Source organism: Marinibacterium sp. SX1, assembly GCF_050389775.1.
Taxonomy (GTDB): domain Bacteria; phylum Pseudomonadota; class Alphaproteobacteria; order Rhodobacterales; family Rhodobacteraceae; genus Marinibacterium.
In genome coordinates, this window is record NZ_CP177144.1 from 4,082,256 (window position 1) to 4,103,515 (window position 21,260).

The 21,260-nt window shown below is 67.0% G+C and carries 18 protein-coding genes; 12 read left to right on the forward strand and 6 right to left on the reverse strand.

The annotated features are described in order from the left end of the window. Positions 1 to 78 precede the first annotated feature (78 nt). The 3 genes from ACK3BB_RS18465 (at position 79) to ACK3BB_RS18475 (ending at position 3,502) form a co-directional block, all read left to right on the forward strand. Entirely contained in the window at positions 79 to 891 is an 813-nt protein-coding gene (locus ACK3BB_RS18465) for an ABC transporter permease (RefSeq protein WP_428926107.1), read from the forward strand. Next, the gene (locus tag ACK3BB_RS18470; protein ID WP_428926108.1) at positions 888 to 2,519 is read left to right on the forward strand and encodes an ABC transporter ATP-binding protein; all 1,632 of its coding nucleotides are present in this window, start codon (positions 888 to 890) and stop codon (positions 2,517 to 2,519) included. The genes ACK3BB_RS18465 and ACK3BB_RS18470 overlap by 4 nt, the downstream gene beginning before the upstream one ends. A 569-nt stretch (positions 2,520 to 3,088) precedes the next feature. Further along, positions 3,089 to 3,502, forward strand: a complete 414-nt coding sequence (locus ACK3BB_RS18475) for a RidA family protein (RefSeq protein ID WP_428926109.1) — start codon at positions 3,089 to 3,091, stop codon at positions 3,500 to 3,502. Positions 3,503 to 3,665: 163 nt separating this feature from the next. Here the strand turns inward: ACK3BB_RS18475 and ACK3BB_RS18480 are convergent, their stop codons facing one another. The 4 genes from ACK3BB_RS18480 to ACK3BB_RS18495 all read right to left on the reverse strand — a co-directional run bounded on the left by ACK3BB_RS18480 (position 3,666) and on the right by ACK3BB_RS18495 (position 9,853). Continuing rightward, positions 3,666 to 4,589, reverse strand: coding sequence for an alpha/beta hydrolase (locus tag ACK3BB_RS18480; RefSeq protein WP_428926110.1), 924 nt, complete (start codon positions 4,587 to 4,589; stop codon positions 3,666 to 3,668). Between the two features lie 34 nt (positions 4,590 to 4,623). Next, positions 4,624 to 6,504, reverse strand: coding sequence for an acyl-CoA synthetase (locus ACK3BB_RS18485; RefSeq protein ID WP_428926111.1), 1,881 nt, complete (start codon positions 6,502 to 6,504; stop codon positions 4,624 to 4,626). A gap of 249 nt (positions 6,505 to 6,753) precedes the next feature. Next, on the reverse strand, positions 6,754 to 8,553 hold the full coding sequence (locus ACK3BB_RS18490; RefSeq protein ID WP_428926112.1) for an ABC transporter transmembrane domain-containing protein: 1,800 nt from the start codon (positions 8,551 to 8,553) through the stop codon (positions 6,754 to 6,756). Positions 8,554 to 9,061: 508 nt separating this feature from the next. Next, entirely contained in the window at positions 9,062 to 9,853 is a 792-nt protein-coding gene (locus tag ACK3BB_RS18495) for a phosphodiesterase (RefSeq protein WP_428926113.1), read from the reverse strand. 319 nt (positions 9,854 to 10,172) lie between these two features. On the opposite strand from ACK3BB_RS18495, the gene ACK3BB_RS18500 reads away from it, so the two are divergent. The 9 genes from ACK3BB_RS18500 to speB all read left to right on the forward strand — a co-directional run bounded on the left by ACK3BB_RS18500 (position 10,173) and on the right by speB (position 19,228). Next, positions 10,173 to 10,646, forward strand: a complete 474-nt coding sequence (locus ACK3BB_RS18500; RefSeq protein ID WP_428926114.1) for a nucleoside deaminase — start codon at positions 10,173 to 10,175, stop codon at positions 10,644 to 10,646. A 133-nt stretch (positions 10,647 to 10,779) separates the two neighbouring features. After that, on the forward strand, positions 10,780 to 11,913 hold the full coding sequence (locus ACK3BB_RS18505) for an ABC transporter substrate-binding protein (RefSeq protein ID WP_428926115.1): 1,134 nt from the start codon (positions 10,780 to 10,782) through the stop codon (positions 11,911 to 11,913). Between the two features lie 73 nt (positions 11,914 to 11,986). Continuing rightward, positions 11,987 to 12,856, forward strand: a complete 870-nt coding sequence (locus ACK3BB_RS18510; RefSeq protein WP_428926116.1) for an ABC transporter permease — start codon at positions 11,987 to 11,989, stop codon at positions 12,854 to 12,856. Beyond that, entirely contained in the window at positions 12,853 to 13,629 is a 777-nt protein-coding gene (locus ACK3BB_RS18515) for an ABC transporter permease (RefSeq protein WP_428926117.1), read from the forward strand. Before ACK3BB_RS18510 ends, ACK3BB_RS18515 begins: the two co-directional genes overlap by 4 nt. A gap of 8 nt (positions 13,630 to 13,637) precedes the next feature. Then, a complete protein-coding gene (locus ACK3BB_RS18520) occupies positions 13,638 to 14,711 on the forward strand; it encodes an ABC transporter ATP-binding protein (RefSeq protein WP_428926118.1) in 1,074 nt (357 codons plus the stop codon). Beyond that, entirely contained in the window at positions 14,708 to 16,219 is a 1,512-nt protein-coding gene (locus ACK3BB_RS18525) for an amidohydrolase family protein (protein ID WP_428926119.1), read from the forward strand. Before ACK3BB_RS18520 ends, ACK3BB_RS18525 begins: the two co-directional genes overlap by 4 nt. Then, on the forward strand, positions 16,216 to 16,995 hold the full coding sequence (locus ACK3BB_RS18530; protein ID WP_428926120.1) for a creatininase: 780 nt from the start codon (positions 16,216 to 16,218) through the stop codon (positions 16,993 to 16,995). The genes ACK3BB_RS18525 and ACK3BB_RS18530 overlap by 4 nt, the downstream gene beginning before the upstream one ends. After that, on the forward strand, positions 16,992 to 18,284 hold the full coding sequence (locus ACK3BB_RS18535; RefSeq protein WP_428926121.1) for a cytosine deaminase: 1,293 nt from the start codon (positions 16,992 to 16,994) through the stop codon (positions 18,282 to 18,284). The genes ACK3BB_RS18530 and ACK3BB_RS18535 overlap by 4 nt, the downstream gene beginning before the upstream one ends. Then, entirely contained in the window at positions 18,281 to 19,228 is a 948-nt protein-coding gene (gene speB / locus ACK3BB_RS18540) for an agmatinase (protein WP_428926122.1), read from the forward strand. Before ACK3BB_RS18535 ends, speB begins: the two co-directional genes overlap by 4 nt. Before the next feature lie 194 nt (positions 19,229 to 19,422). Here the strand turns inward: speB and ACK3BB_RS18545 are convergent, their stop codons facing one another. Both ACK3BB_RS18545 and ACK3BB_RS18550 read right to left on the reverse strand, forming a co-directional pair. Further along, a complete protein-coding gene (locus ACK3BB_RS18545) occupies positions 19,423 to 20,346 on the reverse strand; it encodes a polysaccharide deacetylase family protein (RefSeq protein ID WP_428926123.1) in 924 nt (307 codons plus the stop codon). 11 nt (positions 20,347 to 20,357) lie between these two features. Next, positions 20,358 to 21,086: an SDR family NAD(P)-dependent oxidoreductase gene (locus ACK3BB_RS18550; RefSeq protein WP_428926124.1), complete on the reverse strand. Its 729-nt coding sequence runs from the start codon at positions 21,084 to 21,086 to the stop codon at positions 20,358 to 20,360. Between the last annotated feature and the right edge of the window lie 174 nt (positions 21,087 to 21,260).

The following is a 21,260-nucleotide window of genomic DNA, read 5'->3' on the forward strand; positions in this document are numbered from 1 at the left end:
CCCAGAAAATTCGACGAATTTTCTCGGTCCCCGCCCATTGGCAGACCAATACGCCGACATGCAAAGCGAGGCCCTGGCATGAGAATACCCATCGCCGCCCTTGCCGGGCTGATCCTGACCGCCTGCTATTTCCTGGTGGCCATCTTCGCCCCCCTCCTCGCCCCTTACGGCATGGCCGAAGTGGTTGGCGGGGTCTGGGAGCCGTCCTCCGAAGACTTCCTGCTGGGCACCGACAATATCGGCCGTGACCTGCTCAGCCGGATGATCTACGGCGGCCGCACGACGATCTTCATCGCCACGGCCGCCACCTTCCTGTCCTTCACCACCGGCGCCGTGCTGGGCTTCACCGCCGCCGTGCTGGGCGGCTGGGCCGACCAGGTGCTGTCGCGCTTCGTCGACCTGCTGATGTCGATCCCGACGCTGATCTTTGCCCTCGTCGTCCTGTCGGTCATGCCGGTCACCGTGCCCATGCTGATCCTGGTCATGGGCCTGCTCGACAGCACCCGGGTCTATCGCCTGGCCCGGGCCGTGGCCGTGGACATCGAGGTCATGGATTACGTCGAAGCCGCCAAGCTGCGGGGCGAAGGCTATCGCTGGATCATCTTCCGCGAGATCCTGCCCAACGCCCTGTCGCCGCTGGTCGCCGAAATGGGCCTGCGCTTCATCTTCATGGTGCTCTTCGTGTCGACCCTGTCGTTCCTGGGCCTGGGCGTGCAACCGCCCCAGGCCGACTGGGGGGGCATCGTCAAGGAAAACGCCGATGGCATCGTCTACGGCATCGGCGCGGCGCTCTACCCGGCCGTGGCCATCGCCACGCTGGCCATTTCGGTCAACCTGGTGGCCGACTGGGTGCTGAACCGCACGACCAGCCTGAAAGGAGGCCGGGGATGAGCGATCTTCTGGAGATGAAGAACCTTAAAATCGGCGCCACGGTCTATCCTCCGGGCGAGGCGCCCCACGACATCGAGATAGTCAAGGGCGTGTCGTTTTCGCTGGAAAAGGGCAAGGTCCTGGGGCTGATCGGTGAATCCGGGGCCGGCAAGTCGACGATCGGCCTGGCCTCGATGGGCTATGGCCGCGGCGGGGTCGAGATCACCGGCGGCGAGGTCTGGATCAACGGGCGCGACATCCTCAAGGGGGGCATGAAGGGCCTGCGCGCCCTGCGCGGGGCCGAGGTGACCTATGTCGCCCAATCGGCCGCCGCGGCCTTCAACCCGGCGCGCAAGCTGATGGAGCAGGTCACCGAATCCACCCTTCAGCACGGCCGCTGCACCAAGGCCGAAGCCGAGGCCCGGGCCGTCGAGCTTTTCACCAAGCTGGGCCTGCCCAACCCCGAGACCTTCGGCAACCGCTACCCGCACCAGGTCTCGGGCGGCCAGTTGCAGCGGGCGATGACGGCCATGGCGCTTTGCCCGCAGCCCGACCTGGTGATCTTTGACGAACCGACCACGGCGCTGGATGTGACCACCCAGATCGACGTGCTGGCGGCGATCAAGGACGCCATCCGCGACACCGGCGTGGCCGCGCTCTACATCACCCACGACCTGGCCGTCGTGGCCCAGGTCAGCGACCACATCATGGTGCTGCGCCACGGCGAAAAGGTCGAATATGGCACGGCCGAACAGATCATCACGGCCCCGCGCGAAGACTACACCCGCGCGCTGGTGACCGTGCGCCAGATCGACCATCCGGAAAAGGCTCCGGCCGAGCCGGTGCTGACGGCCAGCAACATCACCGCGCGGTATGCCGGTACCAGGTTCGACGTGCTCAAGGATGTCTCGGTGGCCCTGTCGCCGGGCCAGACCCTGGCCGTGGTGGGCGAAAGCGGCTCGGGCAAATCGACCCTGGCCCGGGTGATCACCGGCCTGCTGCCCCCTGCCGAAGGCCAGATCGACTTTGCCGGCCGCGCCCTCTCGCCCGCCCTTGCGGGCCGGTCTCGGGAGGACCTGCGCGAGCTGCAGATGATCTACCAGATGGCCGACGTGGCGATGAACCCGCGCCAGACCGTGGGCACGATCATCGGCCGGCCGCTGGAATTCTACTTCGGCATGACCGGCAAAAAGAAACGCGACCGGGTGCAGGAACTGCTCGATCAGATCGAGATGGGCGAAGGGTTCATCGACCGCTACCCGGCGGAACTGTCGGGCGGCCAGAAACAGCGGGTCTGCATCGCGCGGGCCTTGGCGGCCGATCCCAAGCTGATCATCTGCGACGAGGTGACCTCGGCCCTCGATCCGCTGGTCGCCGATGGCATCCTAAAGCTGCTGCTGGACCTGCAGAAGAAGCAGAACGTGGCCTACCTGTTCATCACCCACGACCTGGCGACGGTCCGTGCCATCGCCGACAGCATCGCCGTGATGTACCAGGGCAAGGTCGTGCGCTACGGGCCCAGAAGCGAAGTCCTGGCCCCGCCCTTCGACGATTACACGGACCTGCTGCTCAGCTCGGTGCCCGAGATGAAGCTCGGTTGGCTCGAAGAGGTCCTGGCTCACCGCAAGATGGAAAGCGCCGGCCACTGAACCGGTCCGCGCTGACCCGGGACCATCGCGGGGCGGCGGCTGCGGAGCCGGGTATTTGGGACCAAGAAGAAGACAGGAGCGCCGCGCCCGTGTCTTCTTCTTGGGTCAAGTACCCTCGGGGGAGTCGCCCCTGGGCGACGGGGGCAGCGCCCCCAGGCAACGGCGGCGCTGGCGACGAGCTTGGCTTTTGTGCACTGGCGACGGCCCCGCTCATCGACACAATCGGTCGAGGTTGGCGCCCGGTTCCTATTCGACGGTGGCCTGCAGGCCGAGGTTGTCCGCCTGACGGCGAAAGGGAAGCCGGGCCGCTTCTGTGAGATTGCTTTCGACAGGTTCGAGAAAGCAGACTGGTCGAACGCCTGGTCCGGCATCCACAGGTCCACGATGCCCGCCCACATCCAGAACCTTGCCGGGCGGTACAGGCTCCAGTTGGTCATTGGCCGCGCCTTGAGACCACCATCGTTGCGGGCGACACCCACAGCGGCCGCGTTCCTGTGGGTGAGAAAACCCATACCGGGGTTCGGGCTGCCAGGCCCTGCCCTCCACATCCCAAACAGAAAGACACAACCATGGCGTCAGAAGTTCTGCAGATCCCGCAAGGCAACGAGATGTTCGAAGGCTATCGGGCGGCATTCGAAAAATACGGCTTCTCCCCGGCCGTCAAATCGCGCGGGTTCCTGTTCATCTCCGGCCAGGTCGGCGCCCGGCCCGATGGCAGCGCTCCCCAAGACGTTGCCGGTCAGACCGAATGGGCCTTGAAACGCGTCGCCGAGCTGCTGCGGATCGCGGGCCTGGATCTTGGCGATCTTGTCGATGTCACCAGCTATCACGTGGACATCGAAGAGACGCTTCCCGCGTTCATGGAGGTCAAGCAGCGCTTCATTAAGAGCCCCTACCCGGCCTGGTCGATCATCGGCATCTCGGGGCTGAGCCGGCCCGAGCTCAAGGTCGAGATCCGCGCCGTTGCCGCCCTGCGGGAATGACCGCCGACAATCGGGCCTTCGCGCTCAATCGGACTGAATTCGCGCGAAAAGCCCAAACCCACGGCCGTTGCGGTCGACTGGTGGCCTCAGGATTGCGCCTCGCCCACGATCACAGGCATCCGGCACCAGCCGCGCCATTTGCCGGCCGGACGGGGGCGCCGGATCAACCGTATGGCCAGATTCCCTGGCCGAGGGCCTCGATGGCCAGGGAGATCCGCTCAAAGCTGTGGCGGGCCCTTTCCGAGCTGGCGCGGGCCCGCAGGTAACCGTGCACCAGCCCTTCCTCGTTGATCCATTCCACCGGCACGCCGGCCGCGCGCAAGCGGTCGCGGTAGCGCGGGCCGTCGTCGCGGATCGGGTCGCAATCGGCGGTGAAGATCACCGTCGGGGGCAGGTCACCGAAATCGCTGTCGTCGAGCGGCGCGAAGGTCGGATCGTCCTTGGGCAGCCCACCCCCGGTGCGGATGGTCCGATAGAACAGCACCTCTTCGCGGGTCAGCAGCGGGGCCTCGGCATGGTCGTGCATCGACGCGCTGTCGGGGTCGAAGCCCAGCCCGGGATAGATCAGCACCTGGCCCAGGATGCCCTTCAGCCGCCCGCGGGCATGATGGGCCACCGCCGCGGCCAGGTTGCCCCCGGCGCTGTCACCGGCCAGCACGATCGGCTCGGGGAATTGCCCGGCCGCCCAGGCCGTCGCTGCAAAGGCGTCGTCGAAGGCCGCAGGGTGCTTGTGCTCGGGGGCCAGCCGGTAATCGACCGACAGCACCCGGTAGCCGGTCTGCTGGCAAAGTTCGGCACAGACGTCGTCATGGCTGTCCAGCCCGCCGACGACAAAGCCGCCGCCGTGGAAATAGACCACCGTGACCGACGGGTCGCCCGCCGAGTAGAGCCGGCAGGGCACCCCGTCGGCCGTGATGTCGGTCACGCCCACGCCTTCGGGATAACCCTGGAAGAACGCCCGGCACATGGCGTCATAGACCTGCCGCTGTTCACTGATCGTGCGGGTCACGGCATCGGCCGGGTAATAGCTGTTCGTCCGGTCGATGAAGGCCCGGATCTCGTCGTCGATCAGCTTGTCGTAATCCATGAATGTCCCGGTGTCCTGGTCCGCCAGTGGTCCGTCAGTCGGACCACTCCCACGGGCGGACGTAGTCATCAAGCACTTTCGACACCGCGTCGGCCTCGGCCCCGTTGCGGGCCAGCCGGGCCGTCAGGCCGCGTTTCTTGTCGTCGATCACCTCGGCCACGCGCGCCGGCAGGCCGGCCTGTTCCAGCGCCCCGTCATAGACCCGGGCGATGGCTTCCTTGCGCAGGTCGGGCTTGAAGATCTTGCCGACCGCCGTCTTGGGCAGCTCATCCATGATGACCACGTGCTTGGGCTGGGCTGCCCGTTCATGCACATGCACCTTGCAATACTCCATCAGCTCTTCGGGCGTCACGCTGGCCCCGTCGACCAGTTCGACATAGGCGCAGGGCATCTCGCCGGTGCGCGGATCGGGCTGGCCGATGGCCCCGGCAAAGGCCACGGCCTCGTGGCCCAGCAGGGCTTCCTCGATCTCGGCCGGGTCGATGTTGTGGCCGCCCCGGATGATCAGGTCCTTGGCCCGGCCGGTGATCCACAGGTAGCCATCGGCGTCGATCCGGCCCAGGTCGCCGGTGCGCAGGTAGATGTCATGGTGGAACAGCCGGTGGTTCTTGTCCTGCTCGATATAGGTCGACCCGGCCACCACCCCGGGGTTCGACACGCAGATCTCGCCGATCTCGTCGGTGCCGCAGGCCATCGGCCCATCGGGCGTGTCCCGCAGGATGCGCACTTCGGTATGGGGGAAGGGAATGCCGACCGAGCCGATCTTCTTGACCCCGTCGACCGGGTTGCACGACACCACGCAGGTGGCTTCGGTCATGCCGTAGCCTTCGATGATCTCGATCCCGGCGGCCTTTTCGAAACGTTTGAACAATTCGACGGGCAACGGGGCCGAGCCGGAAAAGGCGTATTTGACCGTCGACAGGTCGGCATCGACCGGGCGCTGCATCTTGGCCGCGATGGCCGTGGGCACGGTGAAGATGAAGGTCACCTTCCAGCGTTCGCAAAGCTTCCAGAAATTGTCAAAGACGCCCTCGCCCCGGTAGCCCGCAGGGGTCGGAAAGACCACATGCGCGCCCGAGGAAATCACGCCCATGACCACCGGATGGCAGGCAAAGACGTGGAACAGCGGCAGCGGGCACATCACCACGTCCTTCTCGGTATAGAGCATCTGCTCGCCGATCCAGCCGTTGTAGATGGCGCCCGAATAGTAATGCTGGGCGACCTTGGGCATGCCCGTCGTCCCGCCGGTGTGGAAGTAGAACGCCGGGCGGTCGCCGGCGCTGTCGGCAAAGGCCAGGGCCGTGGGCTGGCCGTCGAGGGCCCGGTCGAGATCGAGATAATCGGCATTGGGCGCCGGTTCGACCTTGGGCCGGATCAGCGGGATCAGCCAGGATTTCGGCGGGGCGAGGTATTTCTTGAGGTCGATTTCAAAGACCGTGCGCACGCCCGGCGCGTGGCGGACGGCCTCGGCCACCTTCTGGGCGATGTCGGTCTTGGGAAAGGGTTTCAGCGTGACCACCGCCTTGGAATTGGTCTCGCGCAGGATGGCCGCGATCTGGCTGGGTTCCAGCAGGGGGTTGATCGGGTTGACGATGCCGGCCACGGCCCCGCCGAGAAACGTGATCAGCGTGTCGTTGCAGGTCGGCAGGACATAGGAAATCACGTCGCCTTCGCCGATGCCATGGGCGCGGAACAGGTTGGCCGCCTGGCTGACCCGGTCGAACAGCTCGGCATAGGTCAGGGTCTCGGCCTTGTCGTCCGGCCCCGAGGTCAGCTGAAAGCTGGTGGCCTTGTTCTGCGGATAGCGCCGCGTGGTGCGTTCGAGCAGGGCATAGAGCGTTCGGGGCACGTCCCGGTCCGTCCAGTCCATCTCGGCTTCGAAGGCCAGTTTGTCGGCCAGCGTCGGCATGCCCATGTCTTGATCCTCCCATGTCGGAGCACGTTGCGGCTCCAGTCTCCCTTGGCGACAGGATATGGGAAAGCCCCAAGCGATCAAGGCACTGGCCGCGTTCTGACGTGACGCCACTCGGCCCGCGGGGGCAACCGGAAGCAACGTCACCCGGGTCCTGCCGGCGGCAAACCGCCCGACGCGGGCGCGCGCCCCACCCTCCCCCTGCCGCCGCCCGCCATGGACGCGGACATCGGGCGTGCCGGTTCGCACGGGTTACTCGGCGGCGATGCCGTCGGTGAACTGCAACCGGGCCAGCCGGGCATAAAGCCCGCCCTGCGCCACCAGCGCGTCATGGCCGCCCTGGGCCACGATCCGCCCGCCTTCCATCACCACGATGCGGTCGGCTTTCTTCACCGTGGCCAGCCGGTGGGCGATGACCAGCATGGTGCGGCCCTCGGCCAGCGTGTCGACGGCCTCCTGCACGGCCCGTTCGCTCTCGGCGTCCAGCGCGCTTGTCGCCTCGTCCAGCAGCAGCACCGGCGCGTCGCGCAGGATGGCCCGGGCGATGGCGATCCGCTGTTTCTGGCCGCCCGACAGCATCACCCCGCGCTCGCCCACGTAGGAATCATAGCCCTCGGGCAGGGCCGAGATGAACTCTTGGGCGGCCGCGGCCCGGGCGGCGGCCTCGACCTCGGCATCGCTGGCCTCGGGCCGGCCAAAGCGGATGTTCTCGCGGGCCGAGGCGGCAAAGATCACCGGATCCTGGGGCACCAGGGCCATGTGCTGGCGAAAGTCCTTGCGGGCCACGGCGGCCAGGTCGATCCCGTCCAGCGTGATGCGCCCGCCATCGGGATCGTAGAAGCGCAGCAGTAATTGCAGGATCGTCGTCTTGCCCGCTCCCGACGGGCCGACAAAGGCCACCGTCTCACCCGCGCGCACGGTCAGGTCGATGCCATCCAGCGCCGCCCGGTCGGGCCGCGCGGGATAGCGGAACTGCACGTCCTCGAAGGTGATCTCGCCCCGCACGGGCTGCGGCAGGGCCAGGGGCGCGGCCGGGTCCTGCACGCTGTCTTCCAGGTGCAGCAGCTCGACCAGCCGTTCCGTCGCCCCCGCCGCGCGCTGCAGCTCGCCCCAGATCTCGGACAGGGCGGCGACCGAGCCCGAGACCATGACCGCGTAGATCACGAACTGGACCAGCGTGCCTTCGGTCATCACGCCCGAACGCACGTCGTTGGCCCCGATCCACAGCACACCGACGATGCCCGAGAAGATCAGGAAGATCACGATGATGGTCATCGCCGCCCGGGCACGGATGCGCCGGCGGGCCACGTCATACGAGGTTTCGGTGACATCGCCAAAGGCCGCGCGACTGGCGAGCTCATGGGTGAAGGCCTGCACCGTCTGCACCGAGGACAGCGCCTCGGAGGCATTGCCCGACGAGGCGGCGATCCAGTCCTGGTTTTCCTTGGATATGGCGCGCAGCCGCCGGCCCAGGGTCAGGATCGGCACGATGACCAGGGGCACCAGCAGCAGGACCAGCCCGCTGAGTTTGCCCGAGGTCAGCATCATCAGGATCAGCCCGCCGATGAAGATCAGCGCGTTGCGCAGGGCGATCGAGATCGACGAGCCGATGACCGACTGGATCAGCGTGGTGTCGGTGGTGATCCGGCTGAGCACCTCGCCGGTCATGATCTTTTCGAAGAAGGCCGGGCTCATGCCGATGACCCGGTCGAACACGGCCTTGCGGATGTCGGCCACGACCCGTTCGCCCAGCCGGGTGACCAGCGCGTAGCGCAGGCCCGAGCCCAGGGCCAGCAGGCCGGCAATGCCCAGCGCGGCCAGGAAATAGGTGTCGAGGATCTCGGACGAGCCGACGCGGAAATTGTCGACCACCCGGCGCACGGCCAGCGGCAGGGCCAGCGACACGCAGGCCGTCAGGACCAGCGCGGCCAGGGCCTGGGCGATCAGCCCGCGATAGGGCCGCATATAGGGCCACAGGGCCGTCAGCGAGCCGATCTTCTTCGATTTCTCGCGCGGCTCGGTCTTGCCCGGTGCGGTCCGTCTGTCAGCCATATTCGATCCCCTGGCGTCCTCCCGACCCGGCCGCCGGTGTCGATCGCCGGGGCCGGGCCGGGCAATGTCATGGCCGGTCAGACCGCGATGGTCAAGCCGGCCATAGGGCGCGGGTCGGGGCCGGCCAGGGTGCGGGCATGCGGGTCAGGCAATGCCGGTTGGGCTGAAACGGAGCCGGACAGGGCGGCTGGCCGACCGCCCCGTGCAGAAGGCAACGGCTCACGCCCCCACAACCGCCGCACGGGTTGTGGCCGGGTGGCACCGGGACATGCGCCTTAACTGATGCACGCGTCGCGGCTGGGCCGTACCGGGCCACGCTGATCCAGCCGTCGCGCGGGTTGTGGCCAGGCGGCACCGGAACACGCGCCGCGACCGGCGTACAGTCTGTGGCCAGACGGCATTGAGACACGCGCTGCGACCGGCACACGGGTTGGGACCGGGTGGCCTCGGGCCGCCACCGGCAACCGGCCCGCGGGGGCCGGCTGGGCGGGCGGCGGAGCCGCCGGGATCAGAAGAAATCGTAAGGCCCGTCGAACCGGCCGATGGGCAGGTAATGGGTGACGATCGGCCCCGGCCGCCGGGCATCGTGTAACAGCATGGCCGGCGGTTCGAGCCAGGATGCCCCCGGCGCCCCCGGGTCCAGGCGCAGGGCGATAGCCGTGGCCGTGCTGGGCGCGCAGATCAGCTGGGTGCCGGCAAAGGCCTGCTGCATGTGGCGGTGGATATGCCCGCAGAGCAGCCGCTCGACCTGGGGATGGCGGCTGATCACCGCGGCCAGCAGGTCGGCGCCCCGGCACTTGTAGGCATCGATGCAGGTGATCCCGGTTTCGACCGGCGGCTGGTGCATCAGGATCAGCGTCGGCCGGTCGGGCGCTTCGGCCAGGGTCCGGTCGAGCCAGCTGGCCGCCGGATCGTCGACCAGGCCGTGATGGGCGCCCGGCACGGTCACGTCAAAGCCGATCACCCGCACCGGCCCCTCGATGCAGAAATGCAGCGGGCCGGTTTCGGGCAGGTGGCCGGCCCCGGCAAAGGCCCGGCGAAAGCCCTCGCGCGTGTCGTGGTTGCCCGGGATGGCATGGACGGGCATGTCCAGCCGGGCCAGCTTCTCGGTCACGGTGGCATATTCGGCCGGCGTGGCCTCGTCGGTGAGGTCGCCGCCGATGATCACCATGTCGGGCGCCGGGTCCAGCGCGGTCAGCGTGTCGAGCGCCCGGTCGAACAGCGCATTGCTGTCGACGATCCCCTGGTAGAGCTCTCCGCGCGCGCGCAGGTGCGGATCGGACAGGTGGGCAATCAGCATTTCAATCCTCCGTTGGGCAGATGCGCCGGGCCGGCCCGCATAGGGGCCGCGCCCGGGCCAAAGCCTCTCGCCCACCGGCAGGGGCCGCAAGCCCCCTGCCCGGTCGGTGGCGGCCCGCTGCCCATCGGCGCGCGGGCCGGCCTGCCCCATCGTCACCCGCCGCCATAAATTTGACCATTTGATCCAGAATGCGCCCATTCGCTGGGCGCCGCGTCCCGGCGGCCGACCGCTGGCACCCTCCGCGTTGACATGGGGTCACCCGGCTCGCCCAGTGGCCCCAGTGACAGGGGTGACATCAGTGAACGACCGGGGATCGACCATGCCGGAGCCATCCGACTTCATGGCCCGCGCCATCGAGATCAGCTGCAAGGCCATGCTCGAAGACGGCGCCGCACCCTTTGCCGCGATCATGGTCAAGAACGGCCGGATCGTGGGCGTGGGCGTGAACAACGTGGTCAACAAATGCGACCCGACCTCGCATGGCGAGGTCGAGGCGATCCGCGATGCCGGGCGCAACCTGGGCACCTGGGACCTGTCGGGCTGCGAACTCTACACGACCTGCGAGCCCTGTGAAATGTGCGTGGCCGCGATGTTCTGGGCCAATATCGATCAGCTCTATTACGCGGCCACTCTGCAGGATTGCGAGGCCATCGGCTTTGACCTCGGCCCGCTGACCAGGATGGTGCGCGCCGATCTCGACGACCGCGCCCTGCCGGCCCGGCAGCTGATGGCCAGCGAAAGCCGGGCCGTGCTGCAATTGTGGAGCCGCCAGCCCGGGTTCGACACGTTCTGACGGCCCGCCCCCTGCCCTTAGCGATTGCCCCTTTGCCCCAACCCGACCCGAACTTGCCCCGGCGATCCCGGACAGACCCCGACGATCGCCGACCCATTCCAAGAGCCCCAAGACGACAGACAGGGAAGATACCATGACCAAGCTCATCACACCCCGGACCGGCCTGATCCAGCGCCGGTCGGTTCTCAAGGGGATCGGCGCCGGCGCCACCCTGCTGGCCGCGCCTTCGATCCTGCGCGCCCAGGACAGCGACCGCACGCTGAACCTGCTGACCTGGCCCGGCCATACCGACCCGGCCGTGATCGGCCCGTTCGAGGAAGCCACCGGCATCAAGGTCGTGGCCAAGGAATATGTCGGCGGCGACAACATGGTGGCCCTGGTCAACCAGTCGCCCGTGGGCACCTATGACCTGATCCTGTCGGATGCCGAATATGTCATCCAGCTGGTCCAGGGCGGGTTCATCGACCCGCTGACCCCCGAGGATTACCCGTTCGAGGATTTCTTCCCCGAGTTCCAGCATTTCCCCGGCCACTGGATCGACGACGACCTCTATTCGGTCATCATCCGCTTCGGCTATCTCGGCGTGTCCTACCGCACGGACATGCTGACCCGCGAAGAGGTCGACACCTACCAGGTGCTCAAGGATCCCAAGGTCAGCGGCAAGGTCGGCTATTTCGACTGGTACCTGCCGTCGATGGGCTGCCTCAGCTGCGGGGCGGGCAATGTCGGCCATCCCTACGACATCAACGACGACGAATTCGCCGCCCTGCTGGGCTTCATGGACGAGGTCAAGCCGAACACCACGGGTTTCTATTCCATGGCCGACACCTTCTCGTCGCTGACCAACGGCGATGCGGCGATCATCCCCGGCGTGGGCGACTGGATCACCCAACTGCTGGCCGCCGACGGGGTGCCGGTGTCGTCCTGGGTGCCCAAGGAAGGCGGCGTGCAATGGACCGAAAGCCTGTGCATCGGCAAGGACAGCCCCAAGGCCGACCTGGCCCGGGAATACATCCAGTACATGACCTCGCCCGAAGGCCAGGCCCTGTCGGCCACGATGCCGGCCTATAATGCCTCGGTGCCGTCGAAGAAGGGCTGGGAAGTCCTGAACGAGACCAACCCCGAAGCGGCCAAGCGCCTGCGCCTGACCTTCTCGGACAACAACGTCATGGACGATTACGCCGAGGGCAAGATCAACATCCGCCAGACCCCGGTCCAGCAGGACATCGAGGACTGGACCGACGCCTTCACCGACTTCAAGTCGTAAGCCGCCGGTCGCCTCTCTCTCCATGCAACCGGGCCGCGCCTGACACGGGCGCGGCCCCCCAGCCCAAGACACCATGGCCCAACCAAGCAAATCCCGTCGCCTGATCGACGGTTTCGCCGCCTTCTGGGCGGCCCCCGCGCTGATCTGGCAAACCGCCTTCTTCCTTGCGCCCCTGCTCGTGCTGATCTCGATGAGCTTCTGGGTGGTGAAGAACTATCGCCTGACCCCGGACTTCGTGCTGAAGAACTGGGAGCGGATGTTCACCCGCGACTATTTCTGGGCCGCCTACCTGCATACGTTCGAACTGGCGCTGCTGGTTGCCGTGATGGCCAGCGTCATCGCCTTTCCGGCCGCCCATTTCCTGGCTTTCAAGGCCCGGCCCGCGACCCGCCGCTGGGCCATGTTCCTGCTGATCACGCCGTTCTTCACCAGCTACCTGGTGCGCGTCTATTCGTGGAAGATCATCCTGTCGACCGAAGGGGTGCTGAACGTGGTCTTCGGCTGGCTGGGCCTTGGTCCGTTCGAGTTGCTCAACAACACCTTCGGGGCCTGCGTCGGCTACCTGACGCTTTGCCTGCCGCTGGTCATCCTGATCCAGCTCTTCGCCCTGTCGAACGTCAACCGCGACCTGATCGGCGCGGCGCACAACCTGGGCTGCGGACCGCTCAGGACCACGTTCACCGTGACCATCCCCGCCGCGCGCATCGGGCTGATCCTGGCCGGCACCTTCGCCTTCATCCTCAGCTTCGGCGATTACGTCAGCCCGGCCTACCTGGGCGGAGGCAAGCCGCCAACCATGTCGATCCTGATCGTCGACCAGACCAAATCCGGCAACCACTGGCCACGCGCCTCGGTCGTGGCCGTGACCATGGTCGTCACGCTGATCGTCGTGCTCTTCGGATCGCTCTTTGCCGCCTACGGGCGGTCGGGAGGCCGCAAATGAGGGACCGCTGGCAGGTCATCTGGACGGTGCTCGTCTTCGTCTTCATCCTGGCGCCGATCGCCTCGATCGTCGTCTTTTCCTTCAATGCCGACCGCTTCCCCTCGCTGCCCTGGGGCGGGTTCTCGCTGACCTGGTACCAGGCGATCCTGACCGATGACACGGTGATCGCGGGGTTCATCCGGTCGCTCAAGGTCTCGGCCGTGGTCTCGGTCGTGTCGACCTTCATCGGGTTTGCCACGGCCTATACCGATTACCGCTTCAACTTCACCGGCAAGACGCCCTACCTGGCGCTGGCCGCCCTGCCCCCCACGGTGCCGGTGCTGATCCTGGGCCTGGCCATGCTGTCGTTCTTTTCGATGGTCAACCTCGTGGGCACCCTGCGCGCCGTCATGATCGGCCACGTGGTCATCTGCGCGCCCTTCGCCATGGCGCTGATCCGCATGCGGCTGGCCGACATGTCGCCCGACATCGAACCGGCGGCCTGGAACCTGGGCGCCTCGCGCTGGACGACGATGCGCTCGGTCACCATTCCCTGGTGCCTGCCCTCGATCCTTGCCGCGCTGGCCATCACCGCAGCCGTGTCCTTCGACGAGTTCATGATCGCCTGGTTCGTCTCGGGGCTCGAAGAAACCCTGCCCGTGCGCATCCTCGCGCTGCTGCAAGGCCAGGTCTCACCCCGGATCAATGCCATCGGCTCCATCGTCTTCTTCATCTCGGTGACGCTTGCCGGCGTGGCGCAATTGCTTGCCACCCGCCGCGACCGCAAATCCTGAAGGTCTCCATGCGCCATATCCTTACCCTCGACGGCGTCACCAAGCGCTTTGGCTCCAACACCGCCCTGCACCCGACATCCTTTTCGGTGGAAAAGGGCGAATTCCTGGCCCTGATGGGCCCCTCGGGCTGCGGCAAGTCCACCACGTTGCGGATGCTGGCGGGGCTGGAGTTTCCTTCCGACGGGGCGATCCGGCTCTGGGATCGCGAGATCACCGACCTGCCGCCCTGGGAACGCGACATGCCCATGGTCTGGCAATCCTACGCGCTGTTTCCCTTCATGACCGTGGCCGAGAATGTCGAATTCGGGCTGAAGCAGAAAGGCCGGGCCACGGCGCCCGACCGGCGCCGGAAGGCCGGCGAATGGATGGAACGGCTGGGCATTTCCGATTTCGCCAAACGCAAGGTCGACCAGCTGTCGGGCGGCCAGCGCCAGCGCGTGGCACTGGCCCGCGCCCTGGCTTTGGAGCCGGAAATCCTGCTGCTGGACGAGCCGCTGTCCGCGCTCGACGCCCACCTGCGGCTGCACATGCAATCCGAGCTGAAGCGCCTGCACCGCGAACTGGGCATCACCTTCATCTACGTGACCCATTCGCAATCCGAAGCCTTTGCCCTGGCCGACCGCGTGGCGATCATGTCCGAAGGCCGGGTGCAGCAGATCGGCGCGGCCAGGGATGTCTATCGCGCGCCGGCCAACCGTTTCGTTGCCGAATTCGTGGGCGCCAACACGATCATCGCGGGCCAGGTTGCCCCCGACGGGCGCATCGACACCGCCCTCGGCCCGTTCCGCGCCACCGATGGCCAACAGGCCGCGCCGGGCGACAAGGCCGTGTTCCTGGTGCCGGCCGACCGCGTGACCCTGTCGGCCACGCCCACGGGCGCCGAGAACGAGGTCGCGGCCACGCTGCTGACCGAGGAATTCACCGGGTCCTTCGTGACGCTCCTGCTGGAGCTGGCCGATGGCACCGGGATGAAAGTGCAGAAACAACAGAGCGAGCTTGACCGGCTGTCGCTGGACGTGGGCACGACGATCCATGCCAGCTGGCCGGCCGAGGTTGCCTATGTCCTGAAGGAAGACCAATGAGCATTGCCATCAAGGGCGCGCGCATCCTGTCGATGGATGCCGAGAACGGCGCCCGGCCCTTTACCGCCGATATCCTGATCGAAGACGACCGGATCGCGGCCATCGGCCCGGGGCTGGACCTGTCGTCCGCCGACACGCTGATCGACGGGACCGACAAGCTGGTGATGCCCGGGCTGGTCAACAGCCACATGCATTCGAACGAGGCGCTCTACAAGGGCCGCTATGACAACATGCCGCTCGAGGTCTGGATGCTTTATGCCTATCCGATCCTCGGCGCGCCGGTGCTGTCGCCCCGGCTGGTCTATTTGCGCACCGCGCTCTGCGCCATCGAATCGCTCAAGACCGGCACGACCTGCGTGACCGACGATGTTTACGAAAGCCCCTACCAGACACCCGACCAGCTGGACGCGCTGTTTCAGGCCTATGACGACGTGGGCCTGCGTGCGACGATCTCGGGGCATGTGGTCAACCGGCCGTTCCTCGACACGATCCCCTTTGCCCGCGATTTCGTGCCCGCCGATGTGCAGGCCCGCGCCGATGCCGGCACGCCGATGGCGGCCGAGGACTGGCTGGCCATCTGCAAGGACGCGCTGACCCGGCTGCATGGCCGGTCCGGCCGGCTGAACTTCATGCTGGCCCCGTCCGCGCCCCAACGCTGCACGGTCGAGCTGATGCAGGCGGCGATGGAGCTGGCCGAGGCCCATGACGTGCCCTTCCACACCCATATCCTGGAAACCAAGGTGCAGGCGGTCACCGGGCAGGAATTCTTTGGCGAAACCCTGATCGCCCATATGCACCGCCACGGTCTGCTGAAGAAACGCACGACGATTGCCCATTCGATCTGGGTGACGGATGCGGATATCGAGCTGATAGGCGAGGCCGGCTGTTCCATCGTGCACAACGTGATTTCCAACCAGAAGCTGGGCGCGGGCGTGGCCCCGGTGCGGCGGCTCTTGAACGCGGGGGTGAACGTGGCGCTCGGTTCGGACGGGATTTCAACCTCGGACACCACGCGGATGTTCCCGGTGATGCATGCCGCGGGGCTGATCCACAACGTGCAGACGCCCGACACCGATTTCTGGCTCTCGGCCGAGGACGTCATCCGCGCGGGCACCCTGGGCGGCGCCCGCTCGGCCTGCCTGGGCGACCAGGCCGGCTCGCTGGAGCCGGGCAAGAAGGCCGACATGCTGGTCATCGACCTCAACACCCTGCCATTCACCCCGCTCAACGACATCGCCAACCACGTGGTCTATTGCGAGGACGGCCGGTCGATCACCCATGCCATCGTCAACGGCGAGATCATGGCCGAGAACGGCCAATGCCTGCGCGTGAACGAGGCCGAGCTTCTGGCCGAACTGCGCGAGGAAATGCCCGCCTTCATGGCCGCCCACGAGGAAACCGAGGCGCTGAACCGGGCGTTCGAAGCGGCCTTCTGGCAGGTCCATCGCAAGGCCAATGGCCGCGATGTCGGCGTGCACCGGCTGGGACAGGAGCCCGCCTGGACATGACACGACTGGACCACATGACCTGGGAAGAGCTGGACGCCCGTATCAAGGCCGGCCCGCCGATCGTCATCCTGCCCACCGGCGCGCTGGAACAGCACGGGCCGCACCTGCCGCTGGGCACCGATGCGATGATGCCCACCATGCTGGCCGAACGGGTGGCCGGCCATCTCGATGCATTGGTCGCGCCGACGCTGTCCTATGGCTACAAGTCGCAGCCGAAATCGGGCGGCGGCAACCACATGCCCGGCTGCGCGGCTCTGGATGGCAACACCTACACGCTGATGGTGCGCGACCTGATCTGCGATTTCGCCCGCCACGGGCTGACGCGGATCGTGCTCTTTGACGGGCACATGGAAAACCAGATGTTCCTCACCGAAGCCTCGGACCTGGCCCTGCGCATGCTCAGGGCCGAAGGGATCGAGGGCACGCGGATCGTGAAGCTGGGCTATTGGATCATGATCGACGAACCGCTCGAAGAGATGCTCTTTCCCGAAGGCCTGATCTCGTGGGAGCTGGAACACGCGGCGGTGATGGAAACCTCGTCGATGATGCACCTGCGGCCCGACCTTGTGCGCGCCGACCGGATCCCCGATCATCCGCCCGCAGAGTTTCCGCCCTACGACGTCTACCCGTTCGATCCGCATTCGGTCTGCCATTCCGGGGCGCTGTCCTCGGCGGCGGGCGCCTCGCCGGAGAAGGGCAAGGCGCTGGTGGAGGCCCTGGTCCCCTCGCTCGCCCGCCAGATCGCGGGCGCCTTCGGAATGGAATATCGCGCATGAGCTTCGACACGCTGATCACCAACGCCACCCTGCCCGACGGCCGGACGGGGATGGACATTGCCATCGCCGATGGCCGGATCGCCCGGATCGCCCCGGGCCTGAGCGGCGGCCAGACCATCGATGCCGCCGGGCGGCTGGTCTCGACGCCCTTCGTCGATTGCCATTTCCACCTCGATGCCACCCTGTCGCTGGGGCTGAACGGTGAATACAATCAAAGCGGCACGCTGGCCGAGGGCATCGCGCTCTGGGCCCGCATGGCCCCGGATTTCACCTTCGAGGATTACAAGGAACGCGCCCGGCGCTATTTCGACATTGCCGTATCCCAGGGCCTGCTGGCCGTGCGCACCCATGTCGACGTGACCGACCCGGACCTTGTCGCGGCCAAGGCGCTGGCCGAGGTCAAGGAAGAGGTTGCCGATTACATCGACCTGCAGCTGGTGGCCTTTCCGCAGATGGGGTTCTACTGCCGCGAGACCATGGGCGACACGATCCGCGAGGCGCTCGACCTGGGCTTTGACGTGGTCGGCGGCGCGCCGCACCTGGAAAAGACCGCCGAGCTGGGCCGGGCGTCGATCACCGCGCTCTGCGAGATCGCGGCCGAACGCGGCGTGATGGTCGACATGCATTGCGACGAGAACGACGACCCCAATTCGCGCCACATCGAAACGCTGGTCTACGAGGCCGAACGGCTGGGCCTGCATGACCGCGTGACGGGCTCGCACCTGACCTCGATGCATTCGATGGACAATTTCTATGCCGCCCGCCTGATCACCCGGATTGCAGCCTCGGGCATCAACGTGGCGGTGAACCCGGCGGTGAACACCCATCTGCAGGGCCGCTACGACAGCTATCCCAAGCGCCGCGGCATGGCCCGGGTGCCCGAGCTGATGGCCGCCGGCGTGACGGTGGGCTTTGCCCAGGATTGCGTGCTGGATCCCTGGTATCCGCTGGGCCGCTGCGCCCTGGGCGACGTGGCCTTCCTCGCGGCGCATGTGCTGCACATGACCGATGTGGCCGGGCTGGGCCGGGCCTTTGACAACGTGACCACGGCGCCGGCCGGGATCATGAAGCTCGACCACCTGGGCCTGGAACCGAGATGCAGCGCCGACCTGGTGCTGCTGGATGCCACGTCGTCCTGGGAGGCCCTGCGCCTGCGCCCGGCCCCGCGCATGGTCATGCGGCGCGGACAGGTCATTGCCGAAACCGCGCCGTCCCTGCCCCGGCTGTCGCTGCCCGGCCGGCCGCAAAGCTTTGACCCGGCGACCTATTTCCAGGGAGCGGACAAATGAGCCACGGCTACGAGAGCGGCCGGCTGAACCTGCCCTTCGTGGGCATCGCGACCTTCGGCAAATACCCCTATGTCGAAGATTGGGACGCGATCGACGCCGATGTCTGCATCCTGGGCGCGCCTTTCGATTTCGGCACCCAGTGGCGCGCCGGGGCGCGGTTCGGCCCGCGGGGCATCCGCGAGGCCTCGACGCTGTTTGCCTTCGGCCATGCCGGGGCCTACGACCACGAGGACGACGTCACCTACCTGGACGGCGCGCGGATCGTCGACCTGGGCGATGCGGATATCGTGCATACCGACACCATGGCCAGCCATGCGGCCATCGAACACGGGGTGCGCAAGATCCTGGCGGCGGGCGCGCTGCCGGTGGTGCTGGGCGGCGATCATTCGGTCAACATCCCCTGCATCAACGCCTTTTCCGATCACGGGCCCATCCACGTGGTGCAGATCGATGCCCATCTCGATTTCGTCGACGAACGCCACGGGGTGCGCTACGGCCACGGCAACCCGATGCGGCGTGCTGCGGAAAAGGACTATGTCACGGGGCTCAGCCAGTTCGGCATCCGCAACGTATCCTCGACGGCGAAGGAAGGCTATGACGATGCCCGGGCGCGCGGGTCCGACATCCTGTCGGTCCGCCAGATCCGCGCCCTGGGCGTCGAGGCCGTGGCCGCGCGGGTGCCGGCGGAGGTGGATCTCTACCTGACCATCGACATCGACGGGTTCGATCCCTCGATCGCCCCGGGCACGGGCACGCCCAGCCACGGCGGGTTTGTCTATTACGAGGTGCTGGAGCTGATCGCGATCCTGGCCCAGCGCCAGAGGATCGTGGGCATCGACCTGGTCGAGGTCGCGCCCGATTACGATCCGACCGGCTCGACATCGATCCTGGCGGCGCAGGTGCTGCTCAACATCATCGGTCGGATCCTGCACGCACGGGGGTAAGTGGGGGCGCTGCCCCCGTCCTCCGTTGGAGGACTCCCCCGGGAATACTTGGAAAGAGAAAGAAGCAGGAAGATCGCGCCCTTGCCGACCGATTGCAGCAGCCGGCACAGGGCGCCGGCCTGCTGCTTCTTTCTCTTCTTAAATATCCGGCCGTCCGTCGGCCACCCACACCCGGTTCCGGGCAAGGGCGCGGATCAGTCGCCGGGCATACTCGACGGCAGGGGATCCGGCAGCGGCGATTGCCCACCGTAAAGGGGGAGCGTCTCGCGCCGCAGGGCAAGCGCGCCGCTGTCGTTGAGCGTCTTGCAATGGCTGGCGATCTCTTCCAGCGTGGCAAACCAGACCTCGCCGGTCTCCTGCATGTCCTCGATCATCTGTTCCACCCGCTGCCAGCGCGACAGCCGCCCCGAGACAAAGGGATGCCAGACCGCGATCCACAGCCCGCCGCCGGCCCGCAGCATGGCGTGGAACTCGGCCATGAAGACTTCCATCGCGCGGTCGGGCGACATGACCTGGAACATGTAGTCCAGGTCGATCGAATGCACGTAGGGCGGCCAGTCGTCGGTGGCCCAGCTGACCGGCAGCTCGATCAGCTCGCCCTGCGGCGGGGCCAGCAGGTAGGGCACGTCATCGCCCATCAGCGAGCTGTCGTAGAGAAAGCCCTCTTCGGCCAGGAAGCCCGGCGTATGCTGCGACATGTTGTAGAGCGGCGAACGGTTGCCGCGCGGCCGCTTGCCCGTGAACCGCTCGATCACCTCGATCGAGCGCTGCATCCAGTATCGTTCCTCTTCGGGCGGCAGCGCATTGGGCGCTTCGTGGATATAGCCGTGAAAGCCCACTTCGTGGCCGGCCTCGACGATGGCCTCGACCGTCCGGGGATGCTGTTCGATGCACCAGGCCGGGATGAAGAACGTCTGTTTCAGGCCGAAGCGGCGGTAACCGTCGAGGATGCGCGGGATGGCCACCTCGGGCCCGTAGCGCAGCATCGAGATCGTCGAGAGATAATTCACCCCGGCGCGGCCTTTCTCGATGTGGATCAGGCTGTCGGTATCCATGTCGAAACTGATGGCCACGGCAACCTTGGCGCCGCCCGGCCAGGGGATGGGGGTACGGATCATGGGGATCTCCTTCAGAGCATCACCGCCCCGCCCGACGGGCAGAGCGTCTGGCCGGTCATGAAACCGGCGCCCGGCGACACCAGCCAGAGTACGGCCGAGGCGATTTCGGCCGGCGTACCGATGCGCTGCATCGGGTTGTCGGCCTCCCGGGCACGCCATTCGGCCGACATCGTGTCGGCGCCCAGCATCGGCGTGTCGGTCGGCCCGGGGGCCACGCAATTGACCCGGATGTCCGGGGCGAATTCCCGGGCCAGGGCCCGGGTCAGGCCGATCACCCCGGCCTTGGTCGCGCAATAGCCCGCGAAATCGGCCCGGCCCAGCACACCGAGTTCTGAGGCCGTCAGCACCAGGTTACCGGCCCCGCGCGGGGCCATGCCGCGCAGCGCGCCCTGGGCCACCAGGAAGGACCCGCGCAGGTTGACCGCCACCTGGCGGTCGAACGCGGCGACATCCATGTCGAGCGTCGGGCCTTCGAGCAGGATGCCCGCGCAATGCACGACGATATCCAGGGGACCGGCCGCCGCGTAAAGCGCGTCCACGCTGTCGGCGTCAGCAACATCGACGCGCAGGCCGTCGGGCCCGCCGGTGCGGGCGGTTGTGGCGGCGCAATCGGCCAGGTCGGCGGCGATGACCTCGGCCCCCGCCCCGGCCAGGGCCAGCGCGCAGGCCTGCCCGATGCCCGAGGCCGCGCCGGTGACCAGCGCCCGTTGTCCGGCCAGCTGGCCCTGCCCTTCGTTCATTCCTGCGGTCCTTTCGGTCGTGTCCTGGCGATGTTGCCGCAGCTGAGACAAAGGCCCGGCCGGGGGCAAGACACCCGGCGGGATGGCAGCGGAATGTGCCGAAGAAACGGGCGATGGGGCGGGGAAATGCCCCGGATCGGTCAGGGCGTGAACACCCGGCGCCAGGCCACCGCC

Excerpts from the sequence above, each read along its gene's own strand:
- ACK3BB_RS18465 (WP_428926107.1), top strand. The coding sequence starts at position 79 with ATGAGAATACCCATCGCCGCCCTTGCCGGGCTGATCCTGACCGCCTGC.
- ACK3BB_RS18470 (WP_428926108.1), top strand. The coding sequence starts at position 888 with ATGAGCGATCTTCTGGAGATGAAGAACCTTAAAATCGGCGCCACGGTC.
- ACK3BB_RS18475 (WP_428926109.1), top strand. The coding sequence starts at position 3,089 with ATGGCGTCAGAAGTTCTGCAGATCCCGCAAGGCAACGAGATGTTCGAA.
- ACK3BB_RS18480 (WP_428926110.1), bottom strand. The coding sequence starts at position 4,589 with ATGGATTACGACAAGCTGATCGACGACGAGATCCGGGCCTTCATCGAC.
- ACK3BB_RS18485 (WP_428926111.1), bottom strand. The coding sequence starts at position 6,504 with ATGGGCATGCCGACGCTGGCCGACAAACTGGCCTTCGAAGCCGAGATG.
- ACK3BB_RS18490 (WP_428926112.1), bottom strand. The coding sequence starts at position 8,553 with ATGGCTGACAGACGGACCGCACCGGGCAAGACCGAGCCGCGCGAGAAA.
- ACK3BB_RS18495 (WP_428926113.1), bottom strand. The coding sequence starts at position 9,853 with ATGCTGATTGCCCACCTGTCCGATCCGCACCTGCGCGCGCGCGGAGAG.
- ACK3BB_RS18500 (WP_428926114.1), top strand. The coding sequence starts at position 10,173 with ATGCCGGAGCCATCCGACTTCATGGCCCGCGCCATCGAGATCAGCTGC.
- ACK3BB_RS18505 (WP_428926115.1), top strand. The coding sequence starts at position 10,780 with ATGACCAAGCTCATCACACCCCGGACCGGCCTGATCCAGCGCCGGTCG.
- ACK3BB_RS18510 (WP_428926116.1), top strand. The coding sequence starts at position 11,987 with ATGGCCCAACCAAGCAAATCCCGTCGCCTGATCGACGGTTTCGCCGCC.
- ACK3BB_RS18515 (WP_428926117.1), top strand. The coding sequence starts at position 12,853 with ATGAGGGACCGCTGGCAGGTCATCTGGACGGTGCTCGTCTTCGTCTTC.
- ACK3BB_RS18520 (WP_428926118.1), top strand. The coding sequence starts at position 13,638 with ATGCGCCATATCCTTACCCTCGACGGCGTCACCAAGCGCTTTGGCTCC.
- ACK3BB_RS18525 (WP_428926119.1), top strand. The coding sequence starts at position 14,708 with ATGAGCATTGCCATCAAGGGCGCGCGCATCCTGTCGATGGATGCCGAG.
- ACK3BB_RS18530 (WP_428926120.1), top strand. The coding sequence starts at position 16,216 with ATGACACGACTGGACCACATGACCTGGGAAGAGCTGGACGCCCGTATC.
- ACK3BB_RS18535 (WP_428926121.1), top strand. The coding sequence starts at position 16,992 with ATGAGCTTCGACACGCTGATCACCAACGCCACCCTGCCCGACGGCCGG.
- speB (WP_428926122.1), top strand. The coding sequence starts at position 18,281 with ATGAGCCACGGCTACGAGAGCGGCCGGCTGAACCTGCCCTTCGTGGGC.
- ACK3BB_RS18545 (WP_428926123.1), bottom strand. The coding sequence starts at position 20,346 with ATGATCCGTACCCCCATCCCCTGGCCGGGCGGCGCCAAGGTTGCCGTG.
- ACK3BB_RS18550 (WP_428926124.1), bottom strand. The coding sequence starts at position 21,086 with ATGAACGAAGGGCAGGGCCAGCTGGCCGGACAACGGGCGCTGGTCACC.